Source organism: Achromobacter sp. SIMBA_011, from assembly GCF_046535435.1.
In the GTDB taxonomy this organism is placed as follows: domain Bacteria; phylum Pseudomonadota; class Gammaproteobacteria; order Burkholderiales; family Burkholderiaceae_B; genus Achromobacter; species Achromobacter dolens.
In genome coordinates this window covers 875,590-890,370 of sequence record NZ_JAWRWN010000002.1, presented here as the reverse complement: position 1 = coordinate 890,370, position 14,781 = coordinate 875,590, and the positions used below count along the sequence as shown (strand labels likewise).

Below are 14,781 nucleotides of genomic sequence, written 5' to 3'. Positions count from 1 at the left end.
GCGGACGCATCGACCCGCAATGCAATGTTGCGATAGTCTAAGGCACGCCGGGCTGGCGGCAGTCTCGCTGCCGCATGGTCTTTACAAATACACTTATATGCCCGTAATATTGCGCCATCATCTGACCGATCCGACCCATGAGCCAACAAGACCTGCCTCCCGGGGTTTGCAATAGCACCGCCATCCGCAAGGCCGCCCGTCACCTGGGCCGGTTTTACGACCAGTGCCTGGCCCAGGCCGACCTGCGCAACACGCAATACGCGATCCTGAATCTGCTCGCCACGCGGGGGCCGCTCACGATCGCCGAATTGGCCGAGCACCTGGTCACCGATCGCGCAACGATGGGACATAACCTGCGCCCTCTCGAGCGCGACGGGCTCATCCGCATATCCATAGGCAGGCAGGACCGCCGGGAAAGGGAAATCACCCTGACCGACGCCGGCGTGAAGATGGAAACCGCGGGCAGAAAGGCCTGGCAACGCGCCCAGCAACAGTTCGAAGCCGTATTCGGCAAGGAAGACGCGCTGGCGATGCGGCGCATCATGCACCGCATCACCACCCTGGACCTTTCGGTTCCAAGCTAATACCCCGCCCCCCCTCAGCCGCATTGCGTGACGCGCCCAGGTTCCGTCAATGCCTCCAAATATGGGCATATAAGGCTAAATCATGTTGAACCCCTCTCTCGCGATGCCGCAGGCCGCCTTGCGGCTGCACAAGATGAAGACGGCATTCACAATGGCGCTGCTCGGCGGCATGGCCAGCGCCATGCCGCTCGCCGCCCACGCCGGCGCCGGCGCCGCATTCACGCTCGCCGATCGGCAACAGGTGCAGGCGGTCTTTGAACAACAGGCCCGGGCGGCGACAGCCCACGACCTCGACGCCTTCAGCGCTGTTTTCGCCCCGTCCGGCGCCGAGGGCGACCCGGTGACGTTCGTCGCCCGGCCATACCAGTTCTGGGGCAAGGCCGAATTGATCGAACACTTCCGCGAGACGTTCAAGGGCATCTGGAAATTCGAGCCCGACCTGGCAAAGCTGCGCATCGTTCCCCTGACGCCGGATGTTGCCCAGCTCTACGCCCCGACCCGGATCACCTTGGGGCGCACCGCCGCCGACGCGCGCACGGCCGCCTACCTGGTCTACGAAGTGGCGGTACGCACACCGGCGGGCTGGCGCATCGGCTCGATCGTTCCCATTTCCGCGCAATAGCGATCCAGGAAGGAGATTCACCATGAAAGCAGCGGTCTATTATGAAAACGGCTCGCCTGACGTGTTCCGCTACGAAACAGTCGACGAACCGGTCTGCGGTCCCGATGACGTGCTGATCGGCATCGAGGCGATCTCCGTGGAAGGCGGCGACCTCATCAATCGCGAGATCCGCCCGTTGGCGCGGATTCCCCACATCGTGGGATACCAATGCGCCGGCACCATCCTGGACGTGGGCGCGCAGGTGCGCGACCGAAAACCCGGCGACCGCGTCGTCGCGGTATTGGGCTGGGGATCCCATGCGCAACGCGTCGCCGCGCCGGCCGCGGACACCTGGCTGATCCCCGCGACGCTGGACACGGTAACCGCCGCCGCGGTACCCGTCGCCTGGGGAACCGCGCATGAATGCCTCTTTGCGGCAGGCGGCCTGGTCGCCGGCGAAACCGTATTGATACATGCCGGCGCCGGGGCGCTCGGATTGGCCGCCATTCAACTGGCGCATCGCGCCGGCGCGACGGTGTACGCCACGGCATCGGACGACGCGCGGCTGGCGCGGCTGAGCGCCTATGGCATGACGGCAGGCATCAACTATGCCAGCAGCGACTTTGTGGAGCAGATCTCCCGCCTCACGGCCGGGCGTGGCGTGGATGTCATCGTCGACAGCATCGCGGGCAGCACCCTGGCGCGCGGGGTCCGGGCGTTGGCCTACAAAGGCAGGCTGGTGACAGTGGGCGTGTCCGGGCGCGACCAGGAAAAACTCGATCCGGTAAGCCTCTGGCGCGGCAACCAGAGCCTGCACGGCGTTTTCTTCCCGACGCTCCTGGATCAAGAGCACGCGCGCGTGCACGCCAGCGTCCAGGCGCTGCTGCAGCGCGTGGCCGCGGGGGAACTGCGCGTGGCGATCGACAAGACATTCCCCTTGAGCGATGTCCGCGCGGCGCATCGCCATGTGATGTCCCGGCAGGCCTTCGGCCGGGTCATCATGATCCCCTGACCGGAGCCCTTCCATGTCCAGACTTCTCACCAGCCTCTTGCTCGCCGCGACCCTGGCGAGCAGCGCCTGCGCCGAATCCACGGCAATCAATGTCGTCGCCGACGGCCTGGGCTTTCCAGAAGGCACCATTCTCGTGAACCAGACGCTGTATTTCGTGGACTACCAGGCCTCGACGGTAAACAAGCTCGACGCCACGGGCCACAAGGTGGTTGCCGCCCTGCCCGGCTGCGGCGCCAATGGGCTGGCGGCCGCCAACGGCACGCTGTGGGTGGCCTGCTACGACGGCGGCGTGATCGAGAACATTTCCCTCGATGGCAAGCGACTGGGCGCTGTCCGCCAGGCGCGATCGGGCGAACGATTCAACCGCCCCAACGACCTGATCGCCAACCGGCGGGGCGACCTCTATTTCACCGCGTCCGGAGAGCGGCCGGGCGAAGGCAAGGTCTTTTTCCTGCCCAAAGCAAGCGACGTCGCCGAGGAAGTGGCCAGCGGCCTCGACAATGCGAACGGCATCGCGCTGGCCGCCGATGAACAAACCCTGTATGTCGGCGAGAGCGGCACGGACAGCATCCTGCAATACCAGACGGCCGGCGACGGCACCTTGACTCATCCCCGTGTGTTCGCACGGCTCGACGCCCTGGCCCCGCCCTCGTCCAAGGGGCGGCATACGCCGGATGGCGTTCGCATCGGACCGGATGGATTGATGTACGTCGCCCTGTACAACGGCGGCGGCTATTGGGTGCTGGACCGTACAGGAGCGTTGCTGTAGGTGCGGGACATCCCCGGCGAGCACCACTCGAATCTGGCCGTTGCGACGGAACCGCCCGACATCTACGTGACAGCCCTTTCAGGTTCGATCGGCCGCATCTACCGGCTGGCGCGCGGTGGCTCGCGATATTGACATATCGCGAAGTTCCGATATCATCCTTCCCATGGACCTGCTCGACGTCTTCAAAGCCCTCTCCAACCGCACGCGCCTTGAAATCCTGAAGGGTTTGAAGGACCCCGTGAACAGCTTCCCCCCGCAGGACGAGGGAGATGTGCATACGGTCGGCGTCTGCGTCAGCAGCATCCAGGAAGGCGTCGGGCTGTCGCAGTCCACGGTGTCCGACTACCTCGCCACGCTGCAACGCGCCGGCCTGGTCGAAGCCACCCGCATCGGCTCCTGGACGTATTACAAGCGCAACGAAGCCGCCATCAGCGCCCTGGCCGAGATCATCGGGAAAGAGCTGTAGGGTTCCGGCTTCGCTTTTTTTTGACCCATCAAATCGACATTTTGCGATATCCCGTTTTACCGAAATAAGGATCCCCTCCATGAAAGCCATCGTACTCACCGCCTTTGGCGGCCCCCACTCCTTGCAACTGCGCGACGTTCCCAAACCCGTTCCACAACCCGGCCAGGTCCTGGTACGCGTCCACGCCACCTCCATCAACCCGCTCGACTACCAGGTCCGCCGTGGCGATTACCCCGATCTGGTGCCCCTGCCCGCCATCACCGGCCACGACGTCTCCGGCGTGGTCGAAGCCGTCGGCCCGGGCGTGACGGCCTTCGCCCCCGGCGATGAAGTCTGGTACACCCCGCAGATCTTCGATGGCCCAGGCAGCTACGCCGAATACCACGTGGCCGCCGAGAACATCATCGGCAGGAAGCCCGCCTCGTTGAGCCACCTGGAAGCGGCCAGCCTGACGCTGGTCGGCGGCACCGCTTGGGAAGCCCTGGTGGTGCGCGCCGGGCTGCGCGTCGGCGAAAGCATCCTGATCCACGGCGGCGCCGGCGGCGTCGGCCATGTCGCGATCCAGCTCGCGAAAGCCATCGGCGCCAGGGTCTACACAACCGTGCGCGAAGGCAATGTCGAATTCGTGCGCGGCCTGGGCGCCGACGTCGTCATCGACTACGAGAAGGAAGATTATGTCGACGCGATCCAGCGCGAGACCGGCGGATGCGGCGTCGACGTCGTGTTCGACACCATCGGCGGCAACACGCTATCGCGCAGCCCCGACGCGCTGGCGCAACTGGGGCGCGTCGTTTCGATTGTCGATATCGCCCAGCCGCAGAATCTGATCCAGGCCTGGGGCAGGAACGCCAGCTTCCACTTCGTGTTCACGCGCCAGAATCGCGGCAAGCTGGATGAGCTGAGCGCGTTGGTCGAGCGTGGTCAACTGCGGCCGCACGTGGGCGCGGTGTATTCGCTTGCCGATATTCCGGCGGCGCATGCGCGGCTGGAGAGCGCGACTAATGGGTTGCGGGGGAAGATTGCGATTGCGGTGGCGGACCGGGCGGCTGCGTAGACCGCACCAACCCGCCCCCCGCGGCTACGCTCAGGGCGCCGTGCCGATCTGCAGCAAAGTGAACTCGCGGCGCATGTACCGATTCATCACCTCGGCCAGCACCGGATTGCCGGCATCATCCGCCTTGGGCGCGGTCGCCCTCACGACCGCGGCGCACAGCTTGCCGGCCTGCACCGTCGTGCCGGCCACCTTGGCATCCTGGGCGCCAGCCATGCTCTGCTTCCAGGCGGCGCGGATCCCGTCGACGGCCTGCCTGGCCGTGGCGCAATCGGCGTAAGCCAGGGAAATCACGACCGCGGGCAGCTTATTGACCTGGGCATCGGCCAGGATCCCCGAGAAGTACGGCGGAATACCCTTGCGGTTCGCTTCGACGGCGGCCTTGAGATTCTGCTTGGCGATATCCGCATCGACACTCGTCGACAACAGCACCTTCGCGGGATCCACCGTGGCCAGGCCCATGATGGGAGAGATGACCGCGGCCTGCACGATCTGCCCCCGGTCCGCGGGCACGCCTTCCTTCAGCCCGGCAAGCGAGGCGGCCACGATTTCGCTATCGGCCACCGACGGCGTGGGTTGGGCCAGTATCTGCATCCCCTTGGCCGAAGAGGCCTGGATCAGCGCCCGGTTCAACGGCAGGACAAAACTCGGCATGCCCATCATGCCGCGCCAGGGATCCTGCTGGTTGGCCTTTTGCAGATTCATCTTGCCTTCGCTGTCATTGGCGATGAGGCCCGGCGCATCGCCCTCCACCGCGGCAAAATCGATGCGCTTGAGGCTGGCGACCAGCTTCCCGACGGCCTCCTTGTTCTTCAAGCCCCAATAGCTGATGTTGGCGGGCGCGCGGCCAAATCCGGCGAAGAAGGCCACCTCATCGAACGGCACCTTCGCGTTCTCTGACCAGGACTGCAAGCCAGACCCGATGGATTCGAGCGGCCGGATCTGTCGCGCAATGCTCAGCCGCCGCATGCCGTCCGCCGAGGGCGCAGCCGGCTCCAGGCCGCGCCAGGCCTGCACATCCAGGAAAACGATCTGCATCGCGTCGGTACTGGACAGCACCACCTGCGGCATCTGCTTCAAGGCCTGCCGCAGTGTCAGGGTGCTGTCCTGGGCCGCGGCCGTGGCGGCGAACCCAGTCATCAAACACAGTGCAAGGGCCTTCATGCGCATTCGGGTTTCTCCGTTTTCTTGATCTGTTGGGGGACGCTGCGGGAGCGGAGATCGTACCGCAGGGATGGGTCGTTCTTACCCGTGACTCTTGCGATCTGTGCCGAGCCATTAGCTGATGTAAATGCCGCAGCGCATCCCCAATCTTGGAGATGCGCGCGTCGGCGGGTTTCGAATATTGTCCCCCCCGTCCACGTTCCCCATCCCGATACCGCACAACGCGCAGGACCGCCGCCATGAAAATTGCCAGTCGAATCATTGCCCTCGTCATCTGCAGCCTGGCCTCCCCATATGCCCTGGCGGCATGTGAGGCTGAACAGATTCAAGTTTATGGCCCCGAATATGCCAATGGGTTGAATAAAAATCTGCAGCGCTATCAGGAGAGCTTCCAGGCAAGCAAAAACACCAATGTAATAGACCAAGAGATAGACCTCACCCGCGATGAATTGGGGAGGATTCCCGCAGGTCCTTATAAAACCTGGCGGACGTGCCAACTCGGCGCCCTTCAGAAAGCCAGGGATGAGATGCTGAAACAGGCGGCCGCCAGTTCGAGTCCGAATGCCAAGAAGACCGCATCGGCCGGCGCCGCCGCCAATGCCTCCGCCAAGCCCAAGCCGGCAAGCCAGACGCTGGTTTACGGCCCCAACCAGAGCGAATGTCTCAAGCAAGGGCGGACGGCCGACGGCTATATCACCTACACCAACACCTGCAAGGCGTCAGTGGCTGTCGGCTACTGCAATGTGTACGCCGCCAAGGGGCAGAAGGACGGCACGGTCTGCGCCTCGCACAACAGCGAGTTCTCCCGCACGAAACGGACCTACGTCACCCAGGACCTGGGGCTCGCGCCCGGCGCCACGCACCGCCTGGCATATCGCTACGACACGCAAGCCACGTTCATCGTCGCCTGCGTCGGCGGACAGCCCCTGATCGAGTCGTTCGACACGAACCAGATCAGCGTCGGCAGCAAGGCGCGCACGGCCTGCTGGCGCTTTGCGTCCAGCAAGCCGTAGGCTGCCGCACCGACATCCGCATGTGACGCCGCGCGCCCTGACGCGGCAAACGCGAGCAATGAAAAAGGCGCCAAGGCGCCTTTTTCAATTACCGTTCGCAATGCGACACCACCTCCTCACTTATGACCGGCGTCCCGGACATCGTGGCTGGCGAGTCCCCTGCCCGAGCAACCGACGGCTCCCGCCGCAGCCCGTACAGCACGACCGGGCAGCACGGTGAATCGCACCTTGGTTTTGGCGCCACTGGACGCAATTGAGCAAGATGACCATAATATTTTTCGTTCAGGCCAAAGCCTCATTTTCCATCCGAGCCGCTACGAGACACAATGTCGCGCGTCGCAATCACCGATCTAACCGTGCCAAGGGATGTCGATAGCGTCTCGCGCCCCGTTGTCGCCTTGAGTGCCACATCGGTAAGAAAGGACTGGGAGAACGCGAGGCACCAGCATCGCAAGGCGCAACTGATCTACTCCGTGCGAGGCATCCTCAACTGCGAAATTGAAGACGGCGTCTGGATCGTGCCGCCACAGTGCGCCATCTGGATACCGGGAGATTTACCCCATGCGGCGCGCGGGGCCGGTGAAACGGAATGCTATTGCCTGTTTGTCGAGCCGGACGCCACACCGGATCTTCCCAAAGACTGTTGCACGATTTCGGTATCGCCACTGCTGCGCGAATTGCTGCTGCGGGCGGCCGGTTTTCCTGAGTTATATCCGCTGGGGGGACGGGAAGACCGGTTGATTGCCGCGTTGCTCGACGAGCTGGTGGAAGCGCCCGTCGAAGACCTGCATCTGCCCATGCCGCGCGACACGCGCTTGCGCCGCCTGGCGCAAATGATGCTGGCCGATCCCACGGACAAGACCTCGAAGGCCGACTGGGCTATTCGCATCGGCATGAGCGAGCGAAGCATGAGCCGTCTTCTGCTGCACGAAATTGGCATGAGCTTCGGACGCTGGCGTCGGCAACTGCATGTGATCCTTGCCCTGCAACGCCTGACCAAGGGCGAAAGCGTGCAAACGGTGGCTTTGGAGCTCGGGTACGAAAACGCGAGCGGGTTCGTAACGATGTTCCGCAAGGCAATGGGCAAGCCGCCGGCACGATACCTCTCGGATCGCCTGAACGGCGAAGCGCTGGCTGGCGTTCCCGGCATCACGCTTCCCGATTGAACGCCCTGACGGGATCTGGCCTAACTGAATAACAATCTGGCCCAGTTTCGCCATGTGGCCGCCCCATGCGCAGTGTTTAATTTGGCATCCAAATGCAAATGAGTCTTGTTGATGCCTACTCTCACCCCCGCTGGGAAGCCCCGTTGGCCGATGAATATGCCGAACGAACGCTTCGTCCGTTCTCGTCCGGATGGTCACTCCATGAGGGCTGCGCCCCGTAGCGCGCTCGGCTCGGCCGCCGCGGCCGTTTTTTTCATTAGCGCACAGGGCGTATTTGCCGCGGAATCCGCGCCGGCCCAACCCGAGGCGCGGGAAGCATCTCAAGGGGAAATCGCTTTGCCGGCCATAACCGTAACCGGCCGCACGGATACGGCGACCACCGAAGGTACGGGCTCTTATACGACGGGCGAAACAACGGCCGCCACCCGCCTGCCGCTGTCGCTGCGGGAAACGCCGCAGGCGGTCACGGTGATCACGCGTCAGCGCATGGACGACCAGCAGTTGAATTCGGTGCAGAGCGTGCTGGATAACACGACGGGCATCGCCTCCTACCAGTCCGACAGCGAACGAACGAGTTTCTATTCGCGTGGTTTCCTGATCAACAACGTTCAGTACGACGGCATCCCCACCGTCGTCGGCAACACCGTCAACGGGAGCGGAATCGGTTCCATCGATACCGCGTTCTATGATCGCGTCGAGGTCGTGCGCGGCGGGTCCGGCTTGTTGACCGGCACCGGCAACCCGTCGGCCGCCATCAATCTGGTGCGCAAGCGACCGACCCGTGATTTCTCGGCCGCCGCTTCGCTTGGCGCGGGGAGCTGGGACACCTACCGGGGCATGGGCGACATCTCGACGCCGCTGACCGAGGACGGCCGCATCCGCGCCCGCCTCGTCGGCACTTACCAAGATGGGCACTCGTACCTCGACGGCTACAGACCGGAAAGGAAGTCGTTCTACGGCATCATCGAGGCAGACCTGACCCCGGACACGACGGTGAGCCTGGGCTATGACTACCAGGACATCACGCCGAAGGGCGCCACCTGGGGTGGATTGCCACTATGGTTCAGCGACGGCACGCAGGCGGAATATTCACGCTCCAGGACTTACGCGCAGGACTGGAGCCATTGGGACAACACCCTCAAGACGGCGTTTGCCGAGGTCGAGCACCGCTTTGACAACGGCTGGAAACTGCGTGCCATCGCCAACCAGTACCGCACCGAATCCGATGCCAAACTGGCCGGCCTGGTCGGCCGCCCCGATCGCGCCACGGGACTGGGATTCTTTCCCTCCGGGGCCTATCCGGTAGCACTGGCGTCCGAAGCCCGCAGCCGTCAAAACACCTTCGACGTGATGGCGAGCGGCCCCTTCAAACTGCTCGGCCGCCAGCATGACCTGGTGGTCGGGGCGACGAGTTCGCGCCGCACGGCCAGCCAGGAGGACATCGCGCCGTTCTATCCGGGCTTTACACCGGTCAACATCTATGACTTGACTCCGGCCTTGCCCCGCCCCGACTTCGAAGCCATGCCCTGGATACCGACCCGCACCCGAATCAAGCAGAGCGGTGTCTACAGCGCGGCCCGCTTCTCGCTGGCCGCGCCCCTGAAACTCATCGTGGGTGGCCGCTTCAGCAACTACGAAATCGACGATACCGCCGACGGCAGCTCGCTGCACTACAAGAAGCGCAACGAATTCACGCCGTATGCCGGCCTGATCTACGACATCGACAACACCTATTCGGCCTACGTCAGCTATACGGGCATCTTCAACCCGCAGACCGACTATCGCGACAGCAATGGCAACGTGCTCACGCCGTCAAAGGGAAAGACCAAGGAAATCGGCCTCAAGGGCGCTTACCTGGACGGGCGCCTGAATGCGTCGGTGGCCTTGTTCGAGACCCGGCTCGACAACGCGGCGCAGATCGTCGCCGGCTCCTATACGCCAGCCGGCGGCCAGGCCTACAAAGGCGCGGACGGGACGAAATCCCGAGGGATCGAGCTGGACTTGCAGGGCGAGCTGGCGCGCGGCTGGAACATCTATGCGGGTATCGCTCATTTCACGGCGCAAGACGGCGATGGCGTTCGCTTGAATTCGCAACTGCCGCGCACCACCGCGCAGCTTTTCACCACGTACCAGTTGCCGGGGGATTGGAGCAAGTTGACGCTGGGCGGAGGCATCAAATGGCAAAGCCGCTTTTACCAGGCGCCCAATACCGGCACCAGTTCGCTGGGCGGGGAACAGGGCTCCTATGCGCTGGTATCGCTGATGGGCCGTTACGACGTCACGAAGCAGACCAACGTCACCGTCAACGTCAACAACGTTCTGGACAAGAAATACGCGCAGCAAAAAGGCGATTTCGACACCGTGGGTTATGGCGCGCCACGCAACGTGATGGTCACGCTGAACTATCGGTATTGATTTGAACCCAGGCGAACGCTTCCGCAGTCGCAAACCCATCGAGAAAGCCCTTATGCCCCTCAAGCCTCCCCTGCCCCTCGCGCAAACCCTGGCCGTGAACAAACCCGACAAGGTCGCCTTGTTCTGGTTGACGACAGCCGCTGGCGCAGTGCTGTTCGTCACCTTCCAGTTGTTCTTTTACGTCAATGACTTCGTGAGAGCGCAAGGAGCAACACCGGCGATCACGTTTGAGCCCGACGTACTGTGGATGTTTCCCACGTTCTATGGTTGCTGGATCGTCGCGGTGCTCTTCGCGCTGATCGGAACCCGTAAGACCCAGTGGGTTGCGCTGGTCCTGGGCAGCCTGCTTGTCGTTCTGAATACCCTCGGGGGAATCGCCGACGGATTGCGTGACGGTTGGCACGTGGCCTTTTCGGCTGTGTTCTTCATTACGCTGCCCGGCGTGTTCGCTATCGCGGCCACCTGGCGTCGCATCAAAAACAAGGAAAACGGCCATGCCGATGAATAGCTCTGACTTCCCCTTGGTCTGGATGAATCTTGCGCAGGGACCCGGACACGATCACCAGAAGGACTTCGACGCGTTCGAAGCCAATTTGCGGCGCGACGAGCCCTTCGTCATCTTGAGCGATACCGCGCCGCCCGCGGAGGAACACCAGCACTCGCCGGAAGAGAAGAAACGCCTCGCGCTCTGGATGAAAAAGCACAAGGCCCAATTGCGAAAGCAGGTTCTGGCCATGATTCAGATCGAACCCAACCAGGCCAAACGCCTGGGTTACAAGGCATTCGCCGTCCTTTTCGCCAAGTTCTGGGGCTACCCGCTGCTTCTGGCGGCTTCGCGTGAGGAGGCCGTGGAGATGGCTAGAGCATTGCTCTCGAAGGAGGGGGGGTCACCCGGTTGATGATGGCTTACGCAGTGTCCGAGCGCTGATGCAACCGTATCGCTGCGCATTGTCGCGGCGCGATGCGGGCCTGACTGTTGATGGGCTGTGATCAATAAACGCTTTATCGCCAGAAAGGCGCGTCTTTTGCCAGTGCGAAAGATGGAGTAGCGACGCTTTCGAGCGCATTGCCATCCGGCTCCAATCTCACATTGTCTAGCCAGGAGCCGAAGCCCCCCCACTACGCCACACCCACTTCGATCAAGCGCTCGACAGTGACTCCGCCTGCTTCAGCAGCAGTCCCCAACCAATGAAAAAGGCGCCGAAGCGCCTTTTTCATTTACCGTTCGCGAAGCGAAGCGGAATCTCCCACTCGATTGTATTTTGAAACAAAAACATGTTTAAAAACAATGGTTTATAGATTATTTAATTATGGATACCATGAAAAATACCATTAAACACTAAGCGGGTCTAAGCTGATATCGTCAGACGGAGTGATCCTGACCAGTCAGTCGGCGCTCGATTTCCCCTTTCGATAGCGCGTCGGGCCAAGCCGCCAGCTCGCCGTCAGGGAGGCCCACCAGGACTTCGCGCAGGCTCTTGGTTCTGACGTGCCCTGGTTGCTCGAATACATGTCCAGCCGCGACAAGATCGGCCTCGACTTCCTCAGTGATGAAAAACGGCTCTCCCTGGTCTTCCTGATACGGTTTGGTCATGTTGCTTCCTCCTGCGTTTTTATCCGGCAATCGAGGTCAACGATAGGCTTGTATGTAGAGCCTCATTAAGCGCCAGCGACCTGGACCGATACCTTGGTCACGTTATAGAGCGCTACACCCCCGCCAACCGCCTGCTCAGGATTGAACAAGGCGAGATTGATGCCATCGCTAACAGAACTTCGATAGACGACGCCGTCAAAGCCGCTCTTTTTAATGAATTCACAAAGATACTGACTCGGAATATAGTCAATCGCCGCACCAGCTGGTTGAACGGGTCGCGTCAATTCATCACCTAGGCGCTCAAGAAAAGGTAAGTCAGCACGCAGCTGACCAATTTCGCTTGCATCCGTCAAGATGAACGGTGAAACCAGTTTGCGCGGATTACGCAAATCCACAGCCTTTATATCTGGAATCGTAAAATCGGCGACACATGCATACTCGCCAGTATGAGGCCTAATCTCCGCAACGGCTGTATCTGGGAGTGACCCTAAATACAAATAAGGGATACCCGCCGGATTGGCTCTACCATGTGACGAACGCCGCTTCGGTGGGGCTCCCATTTGATCGATGGGAAAAATATTGTCGTCGGTACGGATTCTCGCTCGATACCATTGCTGAGGCAATTCAGGGGCCAGCAGCATGTCGAGGAGTTGGCGGAGACGATCTAGATCAATAGCAACATCAAGAAACCAGCGATTCCCATACATCATCTCGTCGCGCAGCTTGTCCCACTGTGCGAGGCCTTCACTGATGTAACTTGCCGACGGAGCAAAACTACGCCTGACGATCTCGCCGTCATCAAGAATTTCTCCGAGAAGTTCTTTAGCGTGGGCGATGTCCATGCGCTGATGGCTGAAGAGCTGCCAGTCGTCCTTCATCCATTCGACAAGCAACCTCCCATCCTCACTCGGCTCGTAGACATTGACGAGCAGTTCGAAGTAGTTGGCAAGCTTGCTTGGCTCAACAAGCGGGGTTTCAGCAGTTCCACAGAAATCGCATGTCCCATGGGCAGGATCGAGCGACGGAAAAAGCTGATCGCGGAGGGCGCGATCGTCAAAGCATTCCGGGCAACAAAAACGCTTTGCCATGCAGTTCAATCGAAATAAGCAGCAAGCGTCTCGATGTGATGCTTCATCGAGAGCTTTTTGACGTAACCAAGACCAGGAAAATGACCTTTAGCATGCAGGCCACGAAATTCCTGGATTGCCTCGGTTTCGAGGATATGGGACGTACCACTATCCAGTTTCTCAATTAACTTTGCCAGAGCCTGAGCAAATTTTCCGGCAGGATCGGTTGGCGTATCATTCGTGGTCGAGACGAAATGATAAATACGCATCACGTCATCAGCATTAGGGTCAATGAAGGTAAGATGAATTGCAACGGCATAAGCAGGTCCGCCGCCATCAGAATAAACATCGCCAACCGTCAGAAAATCGCCAAAGCCATTCATCCCCAGATCACTCTGAAAGGTCAAATGTAGCTCAGAAAATTCCTCGACTGGAATTTTAGCAAATTCAGCATTTTTCCTTCGCTTAAATCCATCCCGAATCAAGATGCGGTTAGTGCCCTCAAAATGTTTCCGGTATAGCGTATTGGCTTGATCTTCGACGAAGACGTTAGTGAGACCAGCCATTTTGTCCCCCAGCTCCACTGCCAATGCCTTAGCCGCAGTAAAGCCTGCGTGAATTAGAACTGGCTGATGATCACCGTGCTGGTCATAGCAAGTCATAACCTCCTCGACCGTCATATCACTACGCAAAAGAATGCCGGCAGAAATATTTCCAGTATCCTTAAAATCCTCTTGTAGAAGACCGGTGATACTTGCACCATCTTCCTGATGGTCACCGTGATAAGGGTTGACTATTACAATTGCGCGTCCGCCCGAGTCGGATACCGCACTCAAAGTCTTCTTGAGACCGCCGAGAGACTCGCGTACTGGCTCGATCACGGGTATAAATTCTTTTTCAGCAAGCAACTTCGCCATCTCGCGAATCGTGATGAGCTCAAATTGTTTTCCGCGGAAATAGGGATGGTACATAAGTCGGTTAGTTCCAATTCATGGCCGAGTGTAGCGGAGTTGCTGTAGCAGCAATGAGTTTCGAATGCTCAGAATGGCGCACAGGTATCGACAACGCCGCAGCCTGCAAAGATCTAGGCAAGCGATCTACGAAGTCGCTGAGTGGTGCAAGATCACGCGTCCGCTTGAGCGTCCGTACCATCTCTCTATGTAAAGCAACTGGGTCAAGCGCAGTAAAGAGATCCCGCATGGCAGCGTGCTTCTGCGTATTTGGAACATTTGGTACTGTCACGCCCATCGCCCGCAAAATTGCGATGCCCTCGGCCATTCGCAACGACTCGAACACTGTCACCGGACAGATCCGATCTGGACAAACTATTGCTTCGCGCACCTGTGTAATACGATATCGCTTAGAAAGGCACATCACTCCCACGTCATCCGGGATTATTTTCAATACACCATCGATGTGGCCTTCGCTTGCGATCACATTAACTGCCGCGAAAACTCGTTTGTAGTTCTCGACCTGGTTGACAAGCCGTGAAAGAGAATCGCGTTCCGACTTAATTTCGTAGACAGTCGCGGTGCCATTCAAGATAACGAGATCAGCTTTGCAGCTGCCAACACGAAACTCATTAAGCATTGAGGCCGTACGGAGCGAATGAGTTCCCATCAAAATTTTCTGAGTAATCGCTGCTCGATAGACGTATTCGTCGCGCTGCCCTGCAATTTTCAGAATATCGAATGCAGAATCGAAGATATCCCCAACAGTCACGCATTGGTCAAAATGCTCAATCAATTCAGTCTGCGTCAGGAGTCGACGAAACAGGCCAGATTGACCTTTTTTTGCCATTTCACGGAAAACGGCAGCGGAGAACAGCCGAGTCAAAGCAGAAAGTTGCACTGAGCTGTGAGTCTTCATACCCTCACCT

At 60.2% G+C, this 14,781-nt stretch carries 16 protein-coding genes; 11 read left to right on the top strand and 5 right to left on the bottom strand.

Annotated features, from left to right (window positions below; all coding sequences use genetic code 11):
* The first annotated feature begins 137 nt into the window (after window positions 1-137).
* The 6 genes from SB816_RS11260 to SB816_RS11235 all read left to right on the top strand — a co-directional run bounded on the left by SB816_RS11260 (window position 138) and on the right by SB816_RS11235 (window position 4,486).
* Window positions 138-584: a MarR family winged helix-turn-helix transcriptional regulator gene (locus SB816_RS11260; RefSeq protein ID WP_054415657.1), complete on the top strand. Its 447-nt coding sequence runs from the start codon at window positions 138-140 to the stop codon at window positions 582-584.
* Between the two features lie 133 nt (window positions 585-717).
* Window positions 718-1,206, top strand: a complete 489-nt coding sequence (locus SB816_RS11255) for a YybH family protein (protein ID WP_269875496.1) — start codon at window positions 718-720, stop codon at window positions 1,204-1,206.
* A 22-nt stretch (window positions 1,207-1,228) separates the two neighbouring features.
* A complete protein-coding gene (locus SB816_RS11250; RefSeq protein ID WP_064528828.1) occupies window positions 1,229-2,197 on the top strand; it encodes a zinc-binding alcohol dehydrogenase family protein in 969 nt (322 codons plus the stop codon).
* Between the two features lie 13 nt (window positions 2,198-2,210).
* Window positions 2,211-2,966, top strand: coding sequence for an SMP-30/gluconolactonase/LRE family protein (locus tag SB816_RS11245; protein ID WP_410546978.1), 756 nt, complete (start codon window positions 2,211-2,213; stop codon window positions 2,964-2,966).
* A 163-nt stretch (window positions 2,967-3,129) separates the two neighbouring features.
* Entirely contained in the window at window positions 3,130-3,432 is a 303-nt protein-coding gene (locus SB816_RS11240; RefSeq protein ID WP_054415662.1) for an ArsR/SmtB family transcription factor, read from the top strand.
* 79 nt (window positions 3,433-3,511) lie between these two features.
* Complete coding sequence (locus SB816_RS11235) at window positions 3,512-4,486, top strand: zinc-dependent alcohol dehydrogenase family protein (RefSeq protein WP_410546977.1); 975 nt, start codon at window positions 3,512-3,514, stop codon at window positions 4,484-4,486.
* A 30-nt stretch (window positions 4,487-4,516) separates the two neighbouring features.
* On the opposite strand, the gene SB816_RS11230 is transcribed toward SB816_RS11235, so the two are convergent.
* Window positions 4,517-5,653, bottom strand: coding sequence for a hypothetical protein (locus SB816_RS11230; RefSeq protein WP_372412656.1), 1,137 nt, complete (start codon window positions 5,651-5,653; stop codon window positions 4,517-4,519).
* Window positions 5,654-5,886: 233 nt separating this feature from the next.
* On the opposite strand from SB816_RS11230, the gene SB816_RS11225 reads away from it, so the two are divergent.
* From SB816_RS11225 to SB816_RS11205, 5 genes are all read left to right on the top strand, one after another.
* Entirely contained in the window at window positions 5,887-6,660 is a 774-nt protein-coding gene (locus SB816_RS11225) for a hypothetical protein (protein ID WP_144657800.1), read from the top strand.
* Window positions 6,661-6,986: 326 nt separating this feature from the next.
* Window positions 6,987-7,826, top strand: coding sequence for an AraC family transcriptional regulator (locus SB816_RS11220; protein WP_026382904.1), 840 nt, complete (start codon window positions 6,987-6,989; stop codon window positions 7,824-7,826).
* 156 nt (window positions 7,827-7,982) lie between these two features.
* Complete coding sequence (locus SB816_RS11215) at window positions 7,983-10,241, top strand: TonB-dependent siderophore receptor (protein ID WP_410546976.1); 2,259 nt, start codon at window positions 7,983-7,985, stop codon at window positions 10,239-10,241.
* Between the two features lie 52 nt (window positions 10,242-10,293).
* The gene (locus SB816_RS11210; protein WP_336235003.1) at window positions 10,294-10,749 is read left to right on the top strand and encodes a hypothetical protein; all 456 of its coding nucleotides are present in this window, start codon (window positions 10,294-10,296) and stop codon (window positions 10,747-10,749) included.
* A complete protein-coding gene (locus SB816_RS11205) occupies window positions 10,736-11,140 on the top strand; it encodes a hypothetical protein (protein ID WP_410546975.1) in 405 nt (134 codons plus the stop codon). The genes SB816_RS11210 and SB816_RS11205 overlap by 14 nt, the downstream gene beginning before the upstream one ends.
* Before the next feature lie 464 nt (window positions 11,141-11,604).
* On the opposite strand, the gene SB816_RS11200 is transcribed toward SB816_RS11205, so the two are convergent.
* The 4 genes from SB816_RS11200 to SB816_RS11185 form a co-directional block, all read right to left on the bottom strand.
* A complete protein-coding gene (locus SB816_RS11200; protein WP_410546974.1) occupies window positions 11,605-11,835 on the bottom strand; it encodes a hypothetical protein in 231 nt (76 codons plus the stop codon).
* Between the two features lie 65 nt (window positions 11,836-11,900).
* Complete coding sequence (locus SB816_RS11195) at window positions 11,901-12,923, bottom strand: RES family NAD+ phosphorylase (protein ID WP_410546973.1); 1,023 nt, start codon at window positions 12,921-12,923, stop codon at window positions 11,901-11,903.
* A gap of 5 nt (window positions 12,924-12,928) precedes the next feature.
* Entirely contained in the window at window positions 12,929-13,873 is a 945-nt protein-coding gene (locus SB816_RS11190) for a sce7725 family protein (RefSeq protein ID WP_410546972.1), read from the bottom strand.
* Between the two features lie 7 nt (window positions 13,874-13,880).
* On the bottom strand, window positions 13,881-14,771 hold the full coding sequence (locus SB816_RS11185) for a sce7726 family protein (protein WP_410546971.1): 891 nt from the start codon (window positions 14,769-14,771) through the stop codon (window positions 13,881-13,883).
* Window positions 14,772-14,781 lie beyond the last annotated feature (10 nt).